This window comes from Gilliamella sp. Nev3-1 (assembly GCF_001690435.1).
GTDB classification, from domain to species: domain Bacteria; phylum Pseudomonadota; class Gammaproteobacteria; order Enterobacterales; family Orbaceae; genus Gilliamella; species Gilliamella apicola_C.
In genome coordinates this window covers 60,978-77,201 of record NZ_LZHN01000066.1, presented here as the reverse complement: position 1 = coordinate 77,201, position 16,224 = coordinate 60,978, and the positions used below count along the sequence as shown (strand labels likewise).

Below are 16,224 nucleotides of genomic sequence, written 5' to 3'. Positions count from 1 at the left end.
GATTAAATTGTACTAGTGATTAAATTGCCTTGCTGATTAACATATGAAAATTAAAGCGTAAAAGAATAAGATAATAAAAATTGGCGAAGATCCAAACCTGTTGCCAGTTGCTGAATATCTGTTAATAACCGTGCTGTTTTCGATTTATCTTTAACTGCGGAAAGTAACTTTAACGACATCTCACTCTGGCTATATGGATTTTTAGGTGAGCCTTTAGGAATATCAACACGTTGGCTTATTTTTTTACCGTTTTTGAGACCAATATCAATAATCACATAACGTCCATTATAAGCATCAGGATGTGGCGCAAGCTGTATTTGATAACTGCGCGTCATCTTTTGCATCAACTGTTTGATTTCATAAGGAATAGGTTTTGAAGAAAACTGCTCGAAACTTAGCGGTAATCCTAACAAGGTTAAAGCCAAAATATATTCAGCCGAAAAACGCCCTTGTTGCGCTAATGAAGGTATTTTATATATCAATGCTGCATCGCTATTTGATGGCACAAAATAAATCGTAATATCACTAACATTATCAAGATTAAAATCAGGATCTTTATATAATAATTGCCCCGCATCGGCAACATAAGCCGCCGCTGAACAATAAGAATAATTTTTAAACCATAAACCAGGTTCAACAATCTTCCAAACATCCCCCCAATGACTTAAATCAAAATGTGTATTACCTTGCCCATAAATAGCCAAAAAACCTAATTTATCGTCTAAAAAATTCTGATCGGCATCTATACCAACTCTTAACCATTCAACGGACTGAATGGCATGTTGAGCGGCTAAGCCTGCATGCAAAAACTTAATTGGCGTGCCCATTAACAAACGCATCCCCGAAGCTTGAGTTGCTGACAAAGCTAAAGCTTGCGATAAAAACGGTTCATCATAAAGGTAACAAATCGCAGCCGTTGCCGCGATCCCCCCCAAAGTAATGGTTGCATGCCAACCTTTTTCGTAATGCTCAGGATTAACGCTTTTACCTAAGCGAGCCATCACCTCAACACCAATAACATAAGCAGTCAAAAAACGCCGCCCATCAATCTTTTGCTTAACATTATCTAATCGAACGCTGGCAATAAGTGCCGACAAAATGACCGATGAAGGATGCCCTCGAACATCTGAATGTACATCATCATAATCTAAACAATGCGCTTGAAAGCCATTAAAAAGTGCTGCTTGCCTTGCGGTAACTAACTTCTTTTGGCCGATTAACCACGCTCTAGCATTTCCCCCCTCATCTGCTACCCACGCTAGCAATTTCTGAACGTCATCTTCATGGCAAGCTTGCAAACTACAAGCAAAATAATCTGTTACCCCATTAATCGCACAATTAATAACTTGGGGATCACGAATTATTGGTGTGTTTTTTATTAAAAAACTTAATTGTTGCCCTAAATTCATTTTCATTCTCAATAAATGCAATAGCGATTTGATAATTGGGTTTACTTTACCACAAGTAAAATAGTGAACAATAAATAATAAGCTAAAGATGATATGATTAAATTTTAATAACTCGAAGCCAGAAACAATAAGTATTAATCTATTTATATAATCATGTTTGCCTATTACATTATATGCTAAAATAGCCTCATTCAATTGAAATCGAAAATTAGCGCAACTATGTCAACTTGTTATATTGCTTTAGGCAGCAACCTTGAAGATCCATTAGCACAAGCCAATCGTGCAATTGTTGCATTAAAACAGTTGCCAAACACAAAAATAGCGGATATTTCACCTTTTTATCGAAGCAAACCTCTTGGACCACAAAATCAGAATGACTATCTGAATGCAGTAATAAAACTGACAACGAATTTATCCCCTATTGAACTACTTGACGAGCTACAAACAATTGAAAAAGCGCAAGGTCGTGTGCGTAAAGACAACCGCTGGGGCGCAAGAACCTTAGATTTAGATATTTTGCTTTATGATGATTTAGTCATTAACAGTGAAAGGCTAACTATCCCTCATTACCATATGAAAAATAGAGAATTTGTACTCTATCCACTATTTGACATCAGCCCAGAACTGATTCTACCCGATAACGATAAATTATATGACTTAGTAACTCGATGCCCTAAAAATGAACTAACGAAATGGGATAAGTAATTATCTTAATTAATAACATATAGTTGTATTATTTTATTTAGTTTTAAGCAAAAAAATGATAAAAAAAATTTGCCAAAGGCTGAATTATTGCTATAGTTTAGCGCTTTTAAATAATCTGCACTTAAGGGGATTGCTGTGAAAAAAGAACAAAAAGCAAACACATCTTCACTTAGCCTGCTTTCAGTTGCTGGGCTTGAGCCTTATAAAGAGGCAAAAGGTGAGGAGTACATGAATCCTAAGCAATTGAAACATTTTAAGCTTATTTTAGAAGCTTGGCTTGCACAACTAAAAGATGAAATGGGTAAAACCGTTTCGCACATGCAAGACGAAGCGGCGAACTTTCCAGATCCTGCTGACCGAGCAACGCAAGAAGAAGAGTTCAGTCTTGAACTACGTGCACGCGACAGAGAAAGAAGGCTCATCAAAAAAATTGAAAAAACATTAAAGAAAATCGAAATAGATGATTTCGGTTATTGTGAATCATGTGGTGTGGAAATCGGGATTCGCCGCCTAGAAGCAAGACCAACGGCCGATTTATGTATCGATTGTAAAACACTTGCAGAACTTCGCGAAAAACAAATGGGCAAGTAATTGCTACGTTCCTAACTATCACCACCATTCAACCCGATATGCCTACGCGTTATATTGGTCGTTTTGCCCCGTCACCATCAGGACCATTACATTTTGGTTCATTGGTGACAGCGCTTGGTAGCTATTTACAGGCTAAATCTTGCCATGGCAAATGGCTAGTTCGTATTGAAGATATCGACCCACCACGAGAAGTTAAAGGCGCATCATCTCTCATTTTAAAGACTTTAGAAACATTTCATTTATTTTGGGATGATAACGTATTATATCAATCGGCTTGCCACGAACGTTATCAAGCAGTATTACAATCGCTATTGAGTCATCATCAGGCCTATTATTGTGATTGTACAAGGCAACGGGTACAAAAATTGCCTAACGGGCATTATGACGGTTATTGTCGCCATAGGCATTTAAAGATTAACCAATCTCAGTTGGCTATTCGTCTAAAACAAAACCACCCTATTTCTGAATTTACAGATAAAATTCGTGGCTTGCAAACAGTAGAAACAGCTAGTGCACAAGAAGATTTCATTATTCACCGTAAAGATGGTCTATTTGCATATAACTTAGTGGTAGTGTTAGATGATCATAAACAAGGAATTACCGAAATTGTGCGCGGAGCCGATCTTTTACCTGTTACCGCTAAACAAATTTCACTCTATAAGCTTTTTGGCTTTTCTCTGCCAAGCTATTGCCATTTACCACTAGCACTAGATAACAACGGCAATAAGCTTTCTAAACAAAACCATGCAAAGCCCATTGAGCTAAATAATAGCAAATCATTAACGGCGCTCGCTCTGCAATTTTTAGGGCAATGCCTACCAAAAGACTGGCAAGATGCCACACAACAGCAACTTTTAGATTGGGCAATACAGCATTGGCAAATTGCGAAAATACCCAAACAAAATACCCAGTTACCCACCAATATAAGATAAATTACCAGTCATACCGACATTATGCACATGTAATAAATGCTTTTCTGGTTTTATTTTTAACGAAGCAAAGATGCGTGTTATAAGTTGTTGTTTTTGCGCTGAATTTTGAAGTAAATCACGCAAATCAACCGCGGCCTCACCAAATAAGCAATAATGCAATTTACCAATTGATGATACACGCAACCGATTACAACTTTTACAAAAATCTTTTGAATACGGCATAATTAGCCCAATTTTACCTTGATAATCGCTATGAGCATAAACTTTAGCTGGGCCTGATAGTGGATTTTTGAGTTGCAACTGCCAACCCTGTGCAATTAACTGTGCCTCAATAACATGACCAGACAAGTGATAACGATTAAATATATCGCTACTTTCACCTGTTTCCATAAGTTCAATAAAACGTAATTCTACGGGTTTATCTTTAATCCATGACAAATAATCATCTAAATTATCGTTCATGCTTTTCATTAACACCGTATTAATTTTGACTTTTTTAATACCTACTTCTAACGATTTTTCGACACATTGCATTAATTCTTTAAGTTTATCTTGACCCGTAATTAATTTAAATAAATGCGGAGAAAAGCTATCAATACTAATATTAATTGCATTTAAACCTGCTTGATGCCAGTGATGAATATTTTTTAATAAACGTGAGCCATTAGTGGTAATGGCCAGCTCTTTAACACTAGAGTAAGAAGAAATGAGCGACAAAATATCCACAAAATCACGACGTAAAGTCGGCTCGCCACCCGTTAAGCGAATTTTGCTTACCCCAAGTTCAGTAAATGTTGCCACAACATGATCAATTTCACTGAGTGACAAAAAATTATGCCCTTTCTTGGATTGATAACCATAAGGTAAACAATATTGACACTGGAAATTACACAGCTCAGTAATCGACAAACGCAGATATTGAAATCGACGCTGATAATAATCAACTAATTGCATATATACATTAAACACCTTATCCAAATCGGGAAGCATAGCCATTTCTGCGCTATACCGCGGCTAATTCACCTTATGAAAAATCACTTAGGTAAAAGAGCTTCAGAGTTTGGCTCAGTCTAACATAGGCATTATTTTTTGACTATGAACAAATTAACCTTTGCAAGCGACCTAGGTACCCAACAATAAAGGCTTACTTATAGACAAGGTATTAATAAGCAAAATATTTATATATACCTAATATTTTATTTGTTATGAATAAATTTACATTATGTTAATTTATGCTATTTTATGCGGTTTATTTAATTCATTGGTCATATTATATGATTATGATCAACAACTGGTAAAAACCAAGGAATAGTGTTTAAGTTGTCGCATAGCAGATGTTTTCAATAACAGCGTGTTTATATAAAACTAATTAACTATCAATAAATCGTGCAATTAAATCAGCGCGCCATTCACCTATCAACGATGAGCAAGTAAAAACAAGAAACCCTAAGGATAGGCACATACCATTATGAACAGCCTCTAGGTGGCGAATATCATTTATGGCAGGAAAATTATCTTTCCATTCAACCTTTTTCCCTATCAAGGAAAAAGTGGCAAAATTTATGATACACGTCAAAAATCTTATAGTTCTAAAGGTCAAACAGTCATATTTAAATGCATTGTATCGTTCAAATATGATGATAACCCAGCAAGTATAATTTTTTCGAGCTATAATGATGAGCAAAAATTGCTTGAAAATTGTATACTGCTATAAAACCAAATAACAACAAACACGGGATTTTGCCCGTGTTTGTGTTTCCAGAGCTGAATAAAACACTCAACAACTAAAACCATTATTGTCCATGGCTGTCGTTGTGATTTTCGGTATGAATAACGTTAATATAGCTAGGAATAGTTGGCGTATTAAGATAAAAGAATGCCCATTGAATCCCGTCTATTTTTTTTGTCTGGCGTAAATATTGTTTTAGTAATATATCGTCCTGAGAATCATCTTCTGATTGCTGATGTATATAATGATCAATAAACTCATTATATGCATCTTCATCAATCATAGAAGATCCCTCGTGATTTTCACAATACTGTTTATATAAATCGAATAATTTGTCACTAAAAATATGATATTCTTTCTCAATATCAAACGCTTTAGGATCACTATACCCCAAAGTCGCAAAAATCTTATCAGCAATAGCAGAACCGGAATTTGATTTTTTTAATGCAGAAAAGACTAGATAAGCAGGTAAAAGAAAGAGTAATCCCATAGCAGCCATAAGAAGTAGCGAAAAATCATTTTTAGAAAAGGCCATTACTACAAAATAAAAGATAATAAATACCCCCAACCCTCCAGCACCAATAAGGAAAATAAGCGGTAAAATAGGCATATGCAGCTTGTTATTGCCAGCTTCTGTTCCCTCTGTTGCATAAGGATGTAACCATAAAAGCTTATCGGCAGGACGGCGTAATGCATAAGCAAAATAGGTTCCACCTGCTAGTGGATCAACAACTACCTCTACGTAGTCGCCCTCATTAAAAAATATTCGACAAAATGCGCCTTCAATCACCTTATCACCTAATTTGCAGCAAAAATACTGTTCAATATCGGCTGTGTCGTAATCAATATTTTTGATTTTTGCTGAATTTATTCTCATTTGATTAGCCATAGAAACTAAATCTAAATGCCCCACTGTTAATACATTGATATCAGGCCGTCCAGCTAGTTTGCGAGCATTAAGATAACTTTCTTGCGTGTCATAGATCTTTAGATCAGTAATATAACCAGTAATGATTTGGTAATAATGACTATCGCCTATATTCTGTTCCATATTTTTATTCCTTATATCTATCAATTTGATTATTTGTTATTTTTTGTTTAGCTCATCAATAATTTTAACCCAATTAGGTAAAATTGGCGTTCTACAGTAGTAATATGTTAATGCTTTAAATTTTTCGAACTTTTCAAAGTCAGGGGTCTGTGGGTCGTTAAATATTTCAGGATCATTGCTTCGATACAGCTCCTTAAAGCGTTCCTTTTCTTTTGCAGAATCATACTTCCACGGTTTATTATACCCAAAGCAGGCATAAATTTGATTGGAAAAAAAAGAGTATCCACCTCCACTTATAAAAAAAACAGCAATAATTGCAATGATCCAGCCCCAAAAACAATATTTAAATATGTTTAAAATATAATTTAATGAACAACCGTTAAATAATTCAAAAATTAACAAAAAAAGCAGGGTAATAACGGCAAATATCGTCATCAAAATAAAACTAATTTTTAAAAGTGCGAACGTTGTTAAACCAATATCTTGCGGAAAAATTATCGCATGTTGTCTTGGAATTCGTACAGCATAAGGTTGGTAAACATCATTTTTTTTTGGCTTAACAAGCATTTCAACATAATCACCCTCATTAAAACCAATCGTGTTAAGCCTTCCCTCTACTTTTTTATTGCCGATATGGCAACAAAAGTATTGCCCCCTTAAAGGCGGGCGGCAACAAATAAAAAAGCAAATAAATGCAATAATTGAACAAATCACGGCATAAAGATCTTTTTCCATTCGATCCGTCGCCGTCAGCTTAGCGTCAGTTTGTTGCGAATTTTCATCTAATTGTAAACAGCTTACAGTTCCTTGTAATAAGTAAAAATCATTCCTCATTAACTCTACCCCTTGTTGAGTTCCATAAGTATAATGGTAAATAATTTTATATTATGATTAAATTATCAACAACAATAAAAATTAATTCATTTAATATCTTACTAAAAAATAGATTGATCAATTCTGAACGCTTATTCAAAATTATTAATTAAAAACAATGTATTGAATTAATTAAATTGATCTACTTTACTTATTCAATCAGTTTAAGTATATAATACTCCGTTTGCTGATAAAACCATCAAATGGAGGTTGTGATGATAACCCATATTAGCCCTTTAGGATCAATGGATTTGCTTGCTCAAGCTGAAGTCGATATTCTAAAAAAATCTGCCAATAGTGAGCTTTATCAATTATATAGAAACTGTTCGCTAGCAACACTCAATGCAGGTAGTAAAACCGATAATACTAAAGATTTGCTAGATAGATTTAAGTCTTTTGAAATTAATGTCATTAGTAAAGAACGTGGCGTAAAATTAGAGCTCATTAATGCACCTGAAAGTGCCTTTGTTGATGGGCGAATTATTCGTTCAATCCAAGCAAACCTTTTTGCCGTGCTGCGCGATATTCTTTTTTTAAATAGCCAAATCAGTGCCATTAAAGAACTTATCTCTAATATCAAATTTGAAAGAGATCATTCGTTTTATATCACAAACCTTGTTTTCTCAATTTTGCGCAATGCCAATGCGCTACATGTGGGTGAAGAGCCTAATCTGGTTGTCTGTTGGGGTGGGCATTCAATTAACGAAAATGAATACTATTATGCACGACAAGTCGGTATGCAACTGGGTTTGCGCGAGCTGAACATTTGTACTGGTTGTGGGCCGGGTGTGATGGAAGCCCCGATGAAAGGCGCAGCGGTTGGTCATGCTCAGCAACGTTATAAAGAAAGTCGCTTTATTGGCATGACTGAACCTTCAATTATTGCAGCCGAGCCACCTAATGCATTAGTAAATGAACTGATTATTATGCCTGATATCGAAAAACGCCTTGAAGCTTTTGTACGTATGGCGCATGGTATTATCATATTTCCTGGAGGCCCAGGAACAGCCGAAGAGTTACTTTATATTCTTGGTATTTTATTAAATCCAGCCAATAAACATCAAACATTACCGTTGATATTAACGGGGCCTAAAGAGTGTGAGGAGTATTTTACTGCTATTGATAATTTTATTCGTAGTACATTAGGTGATGAGGCAACGAAATTATACCAAATCGTGATCGACTCACCTGAACAAGTGGCTCGTATTATGAAAGAGGGTGTTAAGCATGTTAAATCTTCTCGTTTAAAAACAGGTGATGCTTATGGATTTAACTGGCTACTAAAAATTGATGAACCACTACAACACCCTTTTGAGCCAACCCATGCCAATATGGCTTCATTAAATCTTCATCGAAATCAACCTGTTGAATTATTAGCAGCCGATTTACGCCGAGCATTTTCGGGAATTGTAGCGGGTAATGTAAAAGAATTCGGTATGAAGGAAATTGCTAAGCATGGCCGATACAAATTGCAAGGTGATCCCGAAATCATGAAGCAACTCGATAATTTATTACGTAGTTTTATTAAACAAGATCGAATGAAATTACCAGGAGGAAGCGCCTATCAACCTTGTTATGAAATTTGTTATTAACAAGAATATTAGCGAGTAATTTAATCGCGTGTAAATGTTATCTTGCCGCCGATACGATTATCGGCGGAGTGATTTAATCGATTGATAGTTAATTTTTTATTAATCATTTATATCGCTTTTAAAAATCACCTAAAATATCTAGCGCTTCAGACACTTTTTTCACGGCAAAAATCTGCATATTTTCGGGCTTCTTCTTAGGCATATTGGCTATAGGCACAATCGCTTTTTTAAAGCCATGCTTAGCCGCTTCAGAAATACGCTCTTGCCCACTTGGTACGGGGCGAATTTCACCACCAAGACCTATCTCGCCAAAAATAACGACATCTTGTGGTAATGGGCGATTACGAAAACTTGATACTAATGCGGCAATCAATGCCAAATCAGCGCTAGTTTCAGTGACTTTAACGCCGCCAACAACATTCACAAAAATATCTTGATCGGCCATTTGTAATCCACCATGCCTGTGTAACACTGCAAGCAATAATGCCAGCCTATTTTGATCAAGGCCTACTGTCACACGCCTTGGGTTGCCATACATCGAGTGATCAACCAATGCTTGGATTTCGACCAGCAATGGGCGAGTGCCTTCCCACAATACCATAACCGAACTGCCGGGCAGCATTTCCTCACCACGACTTAAAAAGATGGCGGATGGATTGCTGACTTCTTTAAGCCCTTGCTCGGTCATCGCAAACACACCTAACTCATTTACCGCCCCAAACCGATTTTTATGGCTACGCAATGTTCTAAAACGAGAATCAGCATCACCATCTAATAAAACGGAACAGTCAATGCAGTGCTCAAGCACTTTAGGCCCTGCTAGCGAGCCATCTTTCGTCACATGCCCAACCATAATAATGGCAATACCTTTTGTTTTTGCAAAGCGCGTTAAATAAGCGGCGGTTTCTCGAACCTGCGCAACACTCCCCGGTGAGGATTGAATATCAGCAAGATGCATCACTTGTATAGAGTCAATCACCATTAATTTAGGTTGCGACTGCTCAGCCAATAAGCAAATTTGTTCTATACTGGTTTCTGATAACATATTGAGATTATCAGCAGGTAAACCTAATCGGTGTGCACGCATGGCCACTTGCTGAAGCGATTCTTCACCCGTCACATAAAGCGTATTCATTTGTGATGAGAGCTTACTCATGGTTTGTAGTAATAAGGTACTTTTACCTGCCCCAGGATTACCGCCAATTAAAATCGCACTACCTGGTACAACGCCCCCACCAAGCACACGATCAAATTCGGAAAAACCAGTTGAAAATCTTGGTAGCGCTTCTAAACTGATTTCGGATAATTTTTGAATTTTTGTTTGACCAACGCCGCTACCTGCGTAACCCGTTAATCGATCATTGCGCGTTGAAGTACTTGCTAGTCTAACTTCAGTAATGGTATTCCAAGCATGACAAGCACTGCACTGGCCTTGCCAACGAGGATAATCTGCTCCACAATCATTACAAACATAAGCACGTTTAACGGTTTTTGCCAATTTAATCTCCTAACCTTCACTTAATAAACTGGTTGATAAAATACACCATAATCCAGTTAAATCTGCATAATTAATGCTAATTTTAGCCTTTTCAACCACTTTAGGTTTTCCATGATAGGCAACGCCTAAACCTGCAATACGTAGCATCATTAAATCATTGGCGCCATCACCAATAGCCACCGTTTGCTCAATAGGTATATCGAGTGATGTCGCTAATTGTTGTAAAGTTCGCGCTTTATACTTTGCATCGACAATTTGACCAATTACTTTGCCTGTTAATTTATTATGTTTGACTTCTAATTCGTTAGCATAAACATCCGCTAATTTTAGTTTCTGCTTTAAATGATCAGCAAAATAGGTAAATCCTCCTGATGCAATAGCAACATGCCAATTTTTTTTATGCAATTCTTTGACTAAATAGGTCAATCCAGGAGTAAGCGGTAAGTTATCTTTTACTTGTTGTAAAAGATCTTGATGCGCTCCTTTTAAAGTTGCCACCCGATTTCGTAAACTGGTTGCAAAATCAAGCTCACCATGCATTGCTTGTTCAGTCACAGCCGCAACTTGCTGACCTACACCATACAATTTAGCCAGCTCATCTATGCATTCAATTTTGATTGCCGTTGAATCCATATCCATAACCAATAATCCTGGTGAATGGAGTGTAGGTAAATTGTCAATTGGCGATACATCGATGCCTAATGTTAATGAAATAGCCTTGGCTTTTTTAGGCATAACTCCAGCAATACGAACAATCTGATAAGTTTTTATTTTCCAAGATGAAACAATTACCATTGGCATAGCAAGTTGATTTTGGAATTTTGACAATACTGTTTTATTTAGCTTTTTGCCATAAATAATCCAACCTGTTTTACCTGCATTATAATCTAAAGGCACCACTTCGCAGCCATTTAATGAAAGTGGCAAACCTTGCCAGCGTTGGATATTTTCAGGTAAATCATTATAGGTGAGGGTGTAAGCCATATCAGAAAGTCTTCCTAACATAAAACGGGCTCAAAATTTACCATAACTGTTAAAGATTGTCCAAGTTAGGATTGTGCCATTTCTTTATCTTTTTTATACTCAAACGCATATTATCAGAAACTTTTTTGCAAATGAAAGCCAAAGTTAACATTTTATGGGCTGTATTTACCTACGTCGCAACTAAACGCTAAAAACTCAACGCTAAAAATAAAAAGTGTTTACTCAATAAGATTTTAATCAATGAGATGTACGTAAATTATACTTTCTTTAAAACCGCATAAAAGAAACCATCACCACCATTGTCACTAGGTAAAAATTGCTTACATTCACCTTGCAACTCGGCGTTGGCATTTTCTTTTAAAAAACGCTCAATTTGTAATTTATTTTCATCTGGTAGAATTGAACAAGTGGCATAAACCAAAATACCACCAGTTTTTAAATAAGACCAAATTTTACTTAAAATAGCATGTTGTAATTCCGTTAATTGCGCTATATCACTGTCCCTGCGTAACCATTTTATATCTGGATGACGACGAATAACACCTGTTGCAGAGCAAGGCGCATCGAGTAAAATACGGTCAAACGAACACCCCTCACACCACAGCTCTGGCGTTAAACCATCGCCAACTTTGACGTCAGCATGCTGTTTCAAACGAGTTAAATTTTCATCAATACGTTTGGCTCGGTTTGCATCAACATCCACAGCTAACACTTGTGCCTTTGGCGCTATCTCTAAAATATGCGTGGTTTTACCACCAGGTGCAGCACAAAGATCCAGAATTTGCTCACCATTTTGTGGTGCTAATAAATAAGCAGCATACTGAGCAGACAAGTCTTGTACTGTCACTGCACCATCATCAAAATGAGGTAATTTAGCGACATTGACGGGCGACAATAACCGCAATGCACAAGGTAATTGATCATGCGGTTCTGACTCAACGTGCTGTTTTGCTAGCAGTTGTTGATATTCTTGAATTGAATATTGGTTTTGGTTAACCCGCAACCACATTGGCGGTTTTTGGTTATTCGCATCAATAATTGTTTGCCACTGCTGTGGGTAAGCTTGCTTTATACGAGTCAATAACCAACTTGGGTGTAATGTTCGGCTATTTTGTTGCTTATCATCTTGCATAAATTTTTGTTGTAATGATGCTTGCTGGCGCAAAAACTCACGTAACACGCCATTAACTAATCCTTTTAATGGCGCTTTTTGCAAAGTATTTACAGCATCAACTGTTTCACCAACAGCGGCATGTTCGGGAATACGTGTATAAAGGATCTGGTAAATACCCACTAACAATAAATAGTGCAAAACCCTATTTTTACCTGTCAAAACCTTACTCATTAAGATATGGATATAGAAATTGAGCTCGGGTAATACTCGCATCACACCAAAACACATTTCTTGCACTAGAGCTCGATCTTTATCCGCTATTTTGTGATGCAAAGCAGTCAGTGTGGCACTTAATGATTGCCCTTCTTCTAATACATTAAAAATAGCTTGCGCACAAACAGCTCGTATATTTTGGTGTAATTTTTTATTCATAAATCATGACAACCTTAATTTATCTATTGTGATTAGTTTATAAAATTAAAGATCCAATCCAACCAGCAATAAATAATGGAATATTAAAATGGGTAAATGTTGGGATAACACTGTCTCGAATATGGTCATGTTGCCCATCACTATTTAATCCAGATGATGTCGCTAAAATAGTATCTGATGGTGGTGATCCTGCATCACCAATCGCACCCGATGCGCCAATTAAACATACCGTGGCAATCGGTGAAAAACCAAGTTGTACACAAAGTGGCACATAAACAGCTGCAATGATTGGGACGGTTGAAAATGAAGACCCAATCCCTAATGTAATAACCAAGCCAATTAGCATCATTACAAAGGCAGCAATCACTTTATTTCCTGCAAATAAAGCTGCACTATTAATAACAAGCGGTTCAATTTCATGCGTTTGTTTTAATACTTCGGCAAAGCCTTGTGCTGAAATCATCACAAAACCGATCATTGCCATCATTTTGATACCATCAGTAAAAACACCATCCGCTTCGCCCCATTTAATCGAACCCGATACAATAAAGCAAATAAAACCAATTAAGGCACCTAAAATCATTGAGCCGGTATAAAGTTGAACGGAAAAAGATAACGCAATTGCCAATAATGAAACAATAAGTGAATGCTTATTCACCTCTTTTACAGCACCTTGATTCGCTTCGCTACGAATAATTTTATATTCTCTTGGTTTACGATAACTAACAAAGATAGCCCATAATAAGCCAACAAACATGCCTAACGCAGGGATAGCCATGGCATGCATTACATTAACATGGCTTACATCCATGCCAGATGCGGTAATATTTTTTAATAAGATTTGATGCAAAAAGATATTGCCAAATCCAACTGGTAAAAACATATAAGGAGTAATTAATCCAAATGTCATAATACACGCAATCATTCTTCTATCAAGCTGTAGCCGTGACATAACATATAATAGGGGCGGAATTAAAAGAGGTATAAAGGCGATATGAATCGGAATTATATTTTGAGAGGAAATACTTACTAGCCCAATAATAACAATCAAAATCCATTTGATACGTTTTTTAGCATCGCTTGATGTCAGCTGTTTAATCGCTTTATCTGCCAATAATTCTGGTAAGCCAGATTTTGATATCGCCACAGCAAATGCACCTAGCATGGCATAAGAAAGTGCAATATTTGCCCCATTGCTGATACCTGTGTTAAAGGCATCAATGGTTTCTTTTAACGATAAATGGCTAAATAAACCGCCAACAAATGCCCCAATGATTAAGCTAATAACAACATGGACACGGCAAAGCGATAAAATTAACATACAAATTACCGCAACCACAACTGCATTTATTGACGGGAACAAATCAAGCATTGTATTCATAAGATAGATTCTTAGTTAAGAAGCAAAGCTTATTATTGTAGGCGATAGGTATTGAAAGTGCAATTGATAGTGTATACTCACTGTTTTGCAATAGACAAAACCAAATTTGTGTTACTGAAGTAATTTTAAGCATAAAAGCTTTTATATTAAAGTCAAGTTATTGTGGAGCGTTGTTAATGAGAAATAATATCGACGGACATTTTTTATTAATCGGTTTAATGGCCTACCCTATTCGCCATAGTTTATCCCCGCAAATGCAAAATACGATTTATTCAAAATTGAATGTTCCCTATGTTTATTTAGCATTTGAAGTTGATCAAGAAAAACTTGCTGATGCAATTAAAGGGCTTAGGGCATTAGGTTTGCGTGGCAGTGCGGTATCAATGCCCAATAAGCAGCTTGTCTGCCAGTACCTTGATAAGTTAACGCCGGCCGTTGAACTAAGTGGCGCGTGTAATACTATTTCCAATGATAATGGTGTGTTAACTGGCTATAACACAGACGGAATGGGCTACATGCGTATGCTTAAAGAAGCCAATATTGATGTGATAGGCAAAAAAATAACCATTCTCGGAGCGGGCGGTGCGGCAACCGCCATTGTTGTGCAAGCAGCACTTGATGGAGTAAAAGCAATCACCATCTTTAATCAAAAAGATGAATGCTATACAAAGATAGAAGCCATTGCGAAAAAATTGAATCAAACGAGTCAATGCCATGTGCGTGTTATCGATCTCGCCGATAAAGATCAATTACGCAAAGAGATTGCAGATAGTGTTGTGCTTTGTAATGCAACAGGTGTTGGGATGAAGCCGTTAGAGGGGCAAAGCTTAATTACTGATGCCACGATGTTAAGACCTGATCTTATTGTTACCGACTGCATTTACAGCCCACGAAAAACCAAGCTATTAGAAATGGCGGAGCAACAAGGTTGCCGAACATTAAACGGTATTGGCATGATGCTATGGCAAGGTGCTGCTCAAATAAAAATTTGGACGGGTGAAGATGCACCGATTGAATATGTGAAAGAACAAATGGGTTTTAATGATTAATGAATAATCTAATTTTTTAACGATTTTATTCATGATGGATAATCAGTGATAAATATTGTTAAGCGTTATAAAATCACCATCTATTAATGCAATTGCTAGCTAATGGAATATGAAATGAAAACAATTACCATAAAAGAACTTGAGATCGGTTTGGGTGCGCCTAAAATTATTGTGCCTATTGTGGGTAAGACTCAAGCAGAATTAATTGATGAAGTTAAGTTTTTACAATCTATTGATTTTGACGTTTTAGAGTGGCGTGTTGATCACTTTACTCAAGTTGACAATATCAATGCCGTAAAACAAGCAGCTAAAAGCATAGCCGATTTACTGCCTAATAAACCGATTTTATTTACGTTTAGAACCGCAAATGAAGGGGGGGTTAAACCTTGGCCACTCGCATCTTATATTCAGTTGAATAAAGAAATGGCGTGTAGTGGGCTTATTGATCTTATTGATGTTGAGCTATTTATTGGTGATGATGATGTAAAAGATATTATTGCCGTTGCACACAAAAATCAGGTATTTGTTGTCGCATCAAACCATGATTTTGAAAAAACACCATCCAAAAGTGATATTATCTACCGATTAAGGAAAATGCAGGAACTGGGCGCTGACATTCCTAAAATTGCCGTCATGCCACAAACAACAGATGATGTATTAACGCTACTTGCAGCAACCACCGAAATGAACCAACAATACGCAACTACCCCCATTATTACCATGTCTATGGCTGGGCTGGGTGTGGTGAGCCGTATTGCTGGTGCGACATTTGGCTCAGCAATGACCTTTGGCGCTGCCAAACATGCTTCGGCACCGGGTCAATTAGACGCCAAACAATTACGCTCTATTTTAGATACCTTGTACCAAAGCCATAGCTAATTTAA

15 protein-coding genes and 1 riboswitch are annotated in these 16,224 nt (G+C 36.8%); of the genes, 6 read left to right on the top strand and 9 right to left on the bottom strand.

Going from position 1 to position 16,224, the window contains the following annotated elements:
- Positions 1-50: 50 nt before the first annotated feature.
- The gene (locus tag A9G40_RS10920; RefSeq protein ID WP_141675253.1) at positions 51-1,415 is read right to left on the bottom strand and encodes an MmgE/PrpD family protein; all 1,365 of its coding nucleotides are present in this window, start codon (positions 1,413-1,415) and stop codon (positions 51-53) included.
- A gap of 213 nt (positions 1,416-1,628) precedes the next feature.
- On the opposite strand from A9G40_RS10920, the gene folK reads away from it, so the two are divergent.
- From folK to gluQRS, 3 genes are all read left to right on the top strand, one after another.
- Positions 1,629-2,114, top strand: a complete 486-nt coding sequence (gene folK / locus A9G40_RS10915; protein WP_065583058.1) for a 2-amino-4-hydroxy-6-hydroxymethyldihydropteridine diphosphokinase — start codon at positions 1,629-1,631, stop codon at positions 2,112-2,114.
- A gap of 135 nt (positions 2,115-2,249) precedes the next feature.
- Positions 2,250-2,705, top strand: coding sequence for an RNA polymerase-binding protein DksA (dksA, locus tag A9G40_RS10910; protein ID WP_065583057.1), 456 nt, complete (start codon positions 2,250-2,252; stop codon positions 2,703-2,705).
- Positions 2,706-2,743: 38 nt separating this feature from the next.
- On the top strand, positions 2,744-3,637 hold the full coding sequence (gene gluQRS, locus A9G40_RS10905; protein ID WP_065583056.1) for a tRNA glutamyl-Q(34) synthetase GluQRS: 894 nt from the start codon (positions 2,744-2,746) through the stop codon (positions 3,635-3,637).
- Here gluQRS and moaA read toward each other — a convergent pair.
- From moaA to A9G40_RS10885, 4 genes are all read right to left on the bottom strand, one after another.
- Positions 3,617-4,591 carry a GTP 3',8-cyclase MoaA gene (moaA, locus tag A9G40_RS10900; protein ID WP_065583055.1) on the bottom strand — a complete coding sequence of 325 codons (975 nt, stop codon included), beginning with the start codon at positions 4,589-4,591 and terminating at the stop codon, positions 3,617-3,619. The two genes, gluQRS and moaA, sit on opposite strands and share 21 nt — an antisense overlap.
- A riboswitch (molybdenum cofactor riboswitch) is annotated at positions 4,588-4,708 on the bottom strand. Its footprint overlaps the gene before it by 4 nt.
- A 298-nt stretch (positions 4,709-5,006) precedes the next feature.
- On the bottom strand, positions 5,007-5,213 hold the full coding sequence (locus A9G40_RS14775; RefSeq protein WP_141675252.1) for a hypothetical protein: 207 nt from the start codon (positions 5,211-5,213) through the stop codon (positions 5,007-5,009).
- 217 nt (positions 5,214-5,430) lie between these two features.
- On the bottom strand, positions 5,431-6,417 hold the full coding sequence (locus A9G40_RS10890; RefSeq protein WP_065583054.1) for a putative type VI secretion system effector: 987 nt from the start codon (positions 6,415-6,417) through the stop codon (positions 5,431-5,433).
- A gap of 36 nt (positions 6,418-6,453) precedes the next feature.
- Positions 6,454-7,251, bottom strand: coding sequence for a hypothetical protein (locus A9G40_RS10885; RefSeq protein ID WP_065583053.1), 798 nt, complete (start codon positions 7,249-7,251; stop codon positions 6,454-6,456).
- Between the two features lie 254 nt (positions 7,252-7,505).
- On the opposite strand from A9G40_RS10885, the gene ppnN reads away from it, so the two are divergent.
- Positions 7,506-8,882, top strand: coding sequence for a nucleotide 5'-monophosphate nucleosidase PpnN (ppnN, locus tag A9G40_RS10880; RefSeq protein WP_065567399.1), 1,377 nt, complete (start codon positions 7,506-7,508; stop codon positions 8,880-8,882).
- Positions 8,883-9,000: 118 nt separating this feature from the next.
- Here ppnN and radA read toward each other — a convergent pair whose 3' ends face one another.
- The 4 genes from radA to A9G40_RS10860 all read right to left on the bottom strand — a co-directional run bounded on the left by radA (position 9,001) and on the right by A9G40_RS10860 (position 14,282).
- A complete protein-coding gene (gene radA / locus A9G40_RS10875; RefSeq protein ID WP_065567398.1) occupies positions 9,001-10,380 on the bottom strand; it encodes a DNA repair protein RadA in 1,380 nt (459 codons plus the stop codon).
- Between the two features lie 9 nt (positions 10,381-10,389).
- A complete protein-coding gene (gene serB / locus A9G40_RS10870; protein WP_065567397.1) occupies positions 10,390-11,364 on the bottom strand; it encodes a phosphoserine phosphatase in 975 nt (324 codons plus the stop codon).
- Between the two features lie 256 nt (positions 11,365-11,620).
- Positions 11,621-12,910 (bottom strand): 16S rRNA (cytosine(967)-C(5))-methyltransferase RsmB, encoded by a 1,290-nt coding sequence (rsmB, locus tag A9G40_RS10865; protein WP_065583052.1) that lies wholly within the window; start codon positions 12,908-12,910, stop codon positions 11,621-11,623.
- A 37-nt stretch (positions 12,911-12,947) separates the two neighbouring features.
- Positions 12,948-14,282, bottom strand: coding sequence for a Na+/H+ antiporter family protein (locus tag A9G40_RS10860; protein ID WP_065583098.1), 1,335 nt, complete (start codon positions 14,280-14,282; stop codon positions 12,948-12,950).
- 185 nt (positions 14,283-14,467) lie between these two features.
- Here A9G40_RS10860 and A9G40_RS10855 point away from each other — a divergent pair, with 185 nt between their 5' ends.
- A complete protein-coding gene (locus A9G40_RS10855) occupies positions 14,468-15,340 on the top strand; it encodes a shikimate dehydrogenase (protein ID WP_065567393.1) in 873 nt (290 codons plus the stop codon).
- A gap of 114 nt (positions 15,341-15,454) precedes the next feature.
- Entirely contained in the window at positions 15,455-16,219 is a 765-nt protein-coding gene (gene aroD / locus A9G40_RS10850) for a type I 3-dehydroquinate dehydratase (RefSeq protein WP_065583051.1), read from the top strand.
- The last annotated feature ends 5 nt before the right edge of the window (positions 16,220-16,224 follow it).

What these genes read in the sequence shown, in the direction of transcription:
- A9G40_RS10885 (WP_065583053.1), bottom strand. Translation starts at nt 7,251, where the DNA reads ATGAGGAATGATTTTTACTTATTACAAGGAACTGTAAGCTGTTTACAA.
- serB (WP_065567397.1), bottom strand. Translation starts at nt 11,364, where the DNA reads ATGGCTTACACCCTCACCTATAATGATTTACCTGAAAATATCCAACGC.
- ppnN (WP_065567399.1), top strand. Translation starts at nt 7,506, where the DNA reads ATGATAACCCATATTAGCCCTTTAGGATCAATGGATTTGCTTGCTCAA.
- moaA (WP_065583055.1), bottom strand. Translation starts at nt 4,591, where the DNA reads ATGCAATTAGTTGATTATTATCAGCGTCGATTTCAATATCTGCGTTTG.
- gluQRS (WP_065583056.1), top strand. Translation starts at nt 2,744, where the DNA reads ATGCCTACGCGTTATATTGGTCGTTTTGCCCCGTCACCATCAGGACCA.
- A9G40_RS10860 (WP_065583098.1), bottom strand. Translation starts at nt 14,282, where the DNA reads ATGCTTGATTTGTTCCCGTCAATAAATGCAGTTGTGGTTGCGGTAATT.
- folK (WP_065583058.1), top strand. Translation starts at nt 1,629, where the DNA reads ATGTCAACTTGTTATATTGCTTTAGGCAGCAACCTTGAAGATCCATTA.
- aroD (WP_065583051.1), top strand. Translation starts at nt 15,455, where the DNA reads ATGAAAACAATTACCATAAAAGAACTTGAGATCGGTTTGGGTGCGCCT.
- A9G40_RS10920 (WP_141675253.1), bottom strand. Translation starts at nt 1,415, where the DNA reads ATGAAAATGAATTTAGGGCAACAATTAAGTTTTTTAATAAAAAACACA.
- rsmB (WP_065583052.1), bottom strand. Translation starts at nt 12,910, where the DNA reads ATGAATAAAAAATTACACCAAAATATACGAGCTGTTTGTGCGCAAGCT.
- A9G40_RS10890 (WP_065583054.1), bottom strand. Translation starts at nt 6,417, where the DNA reads ATGGAACAGAATATAGGCGATAGTCATTATTACCAAATCATTACTGGT.
- A9G40_RS10855 (WP_065567393.1), top strand. Translation starts at nt 14,468, where the DNA reads ATGAGAAATAATATCGACGGACATTTTTTATTAATCGGTTTAATGGCC.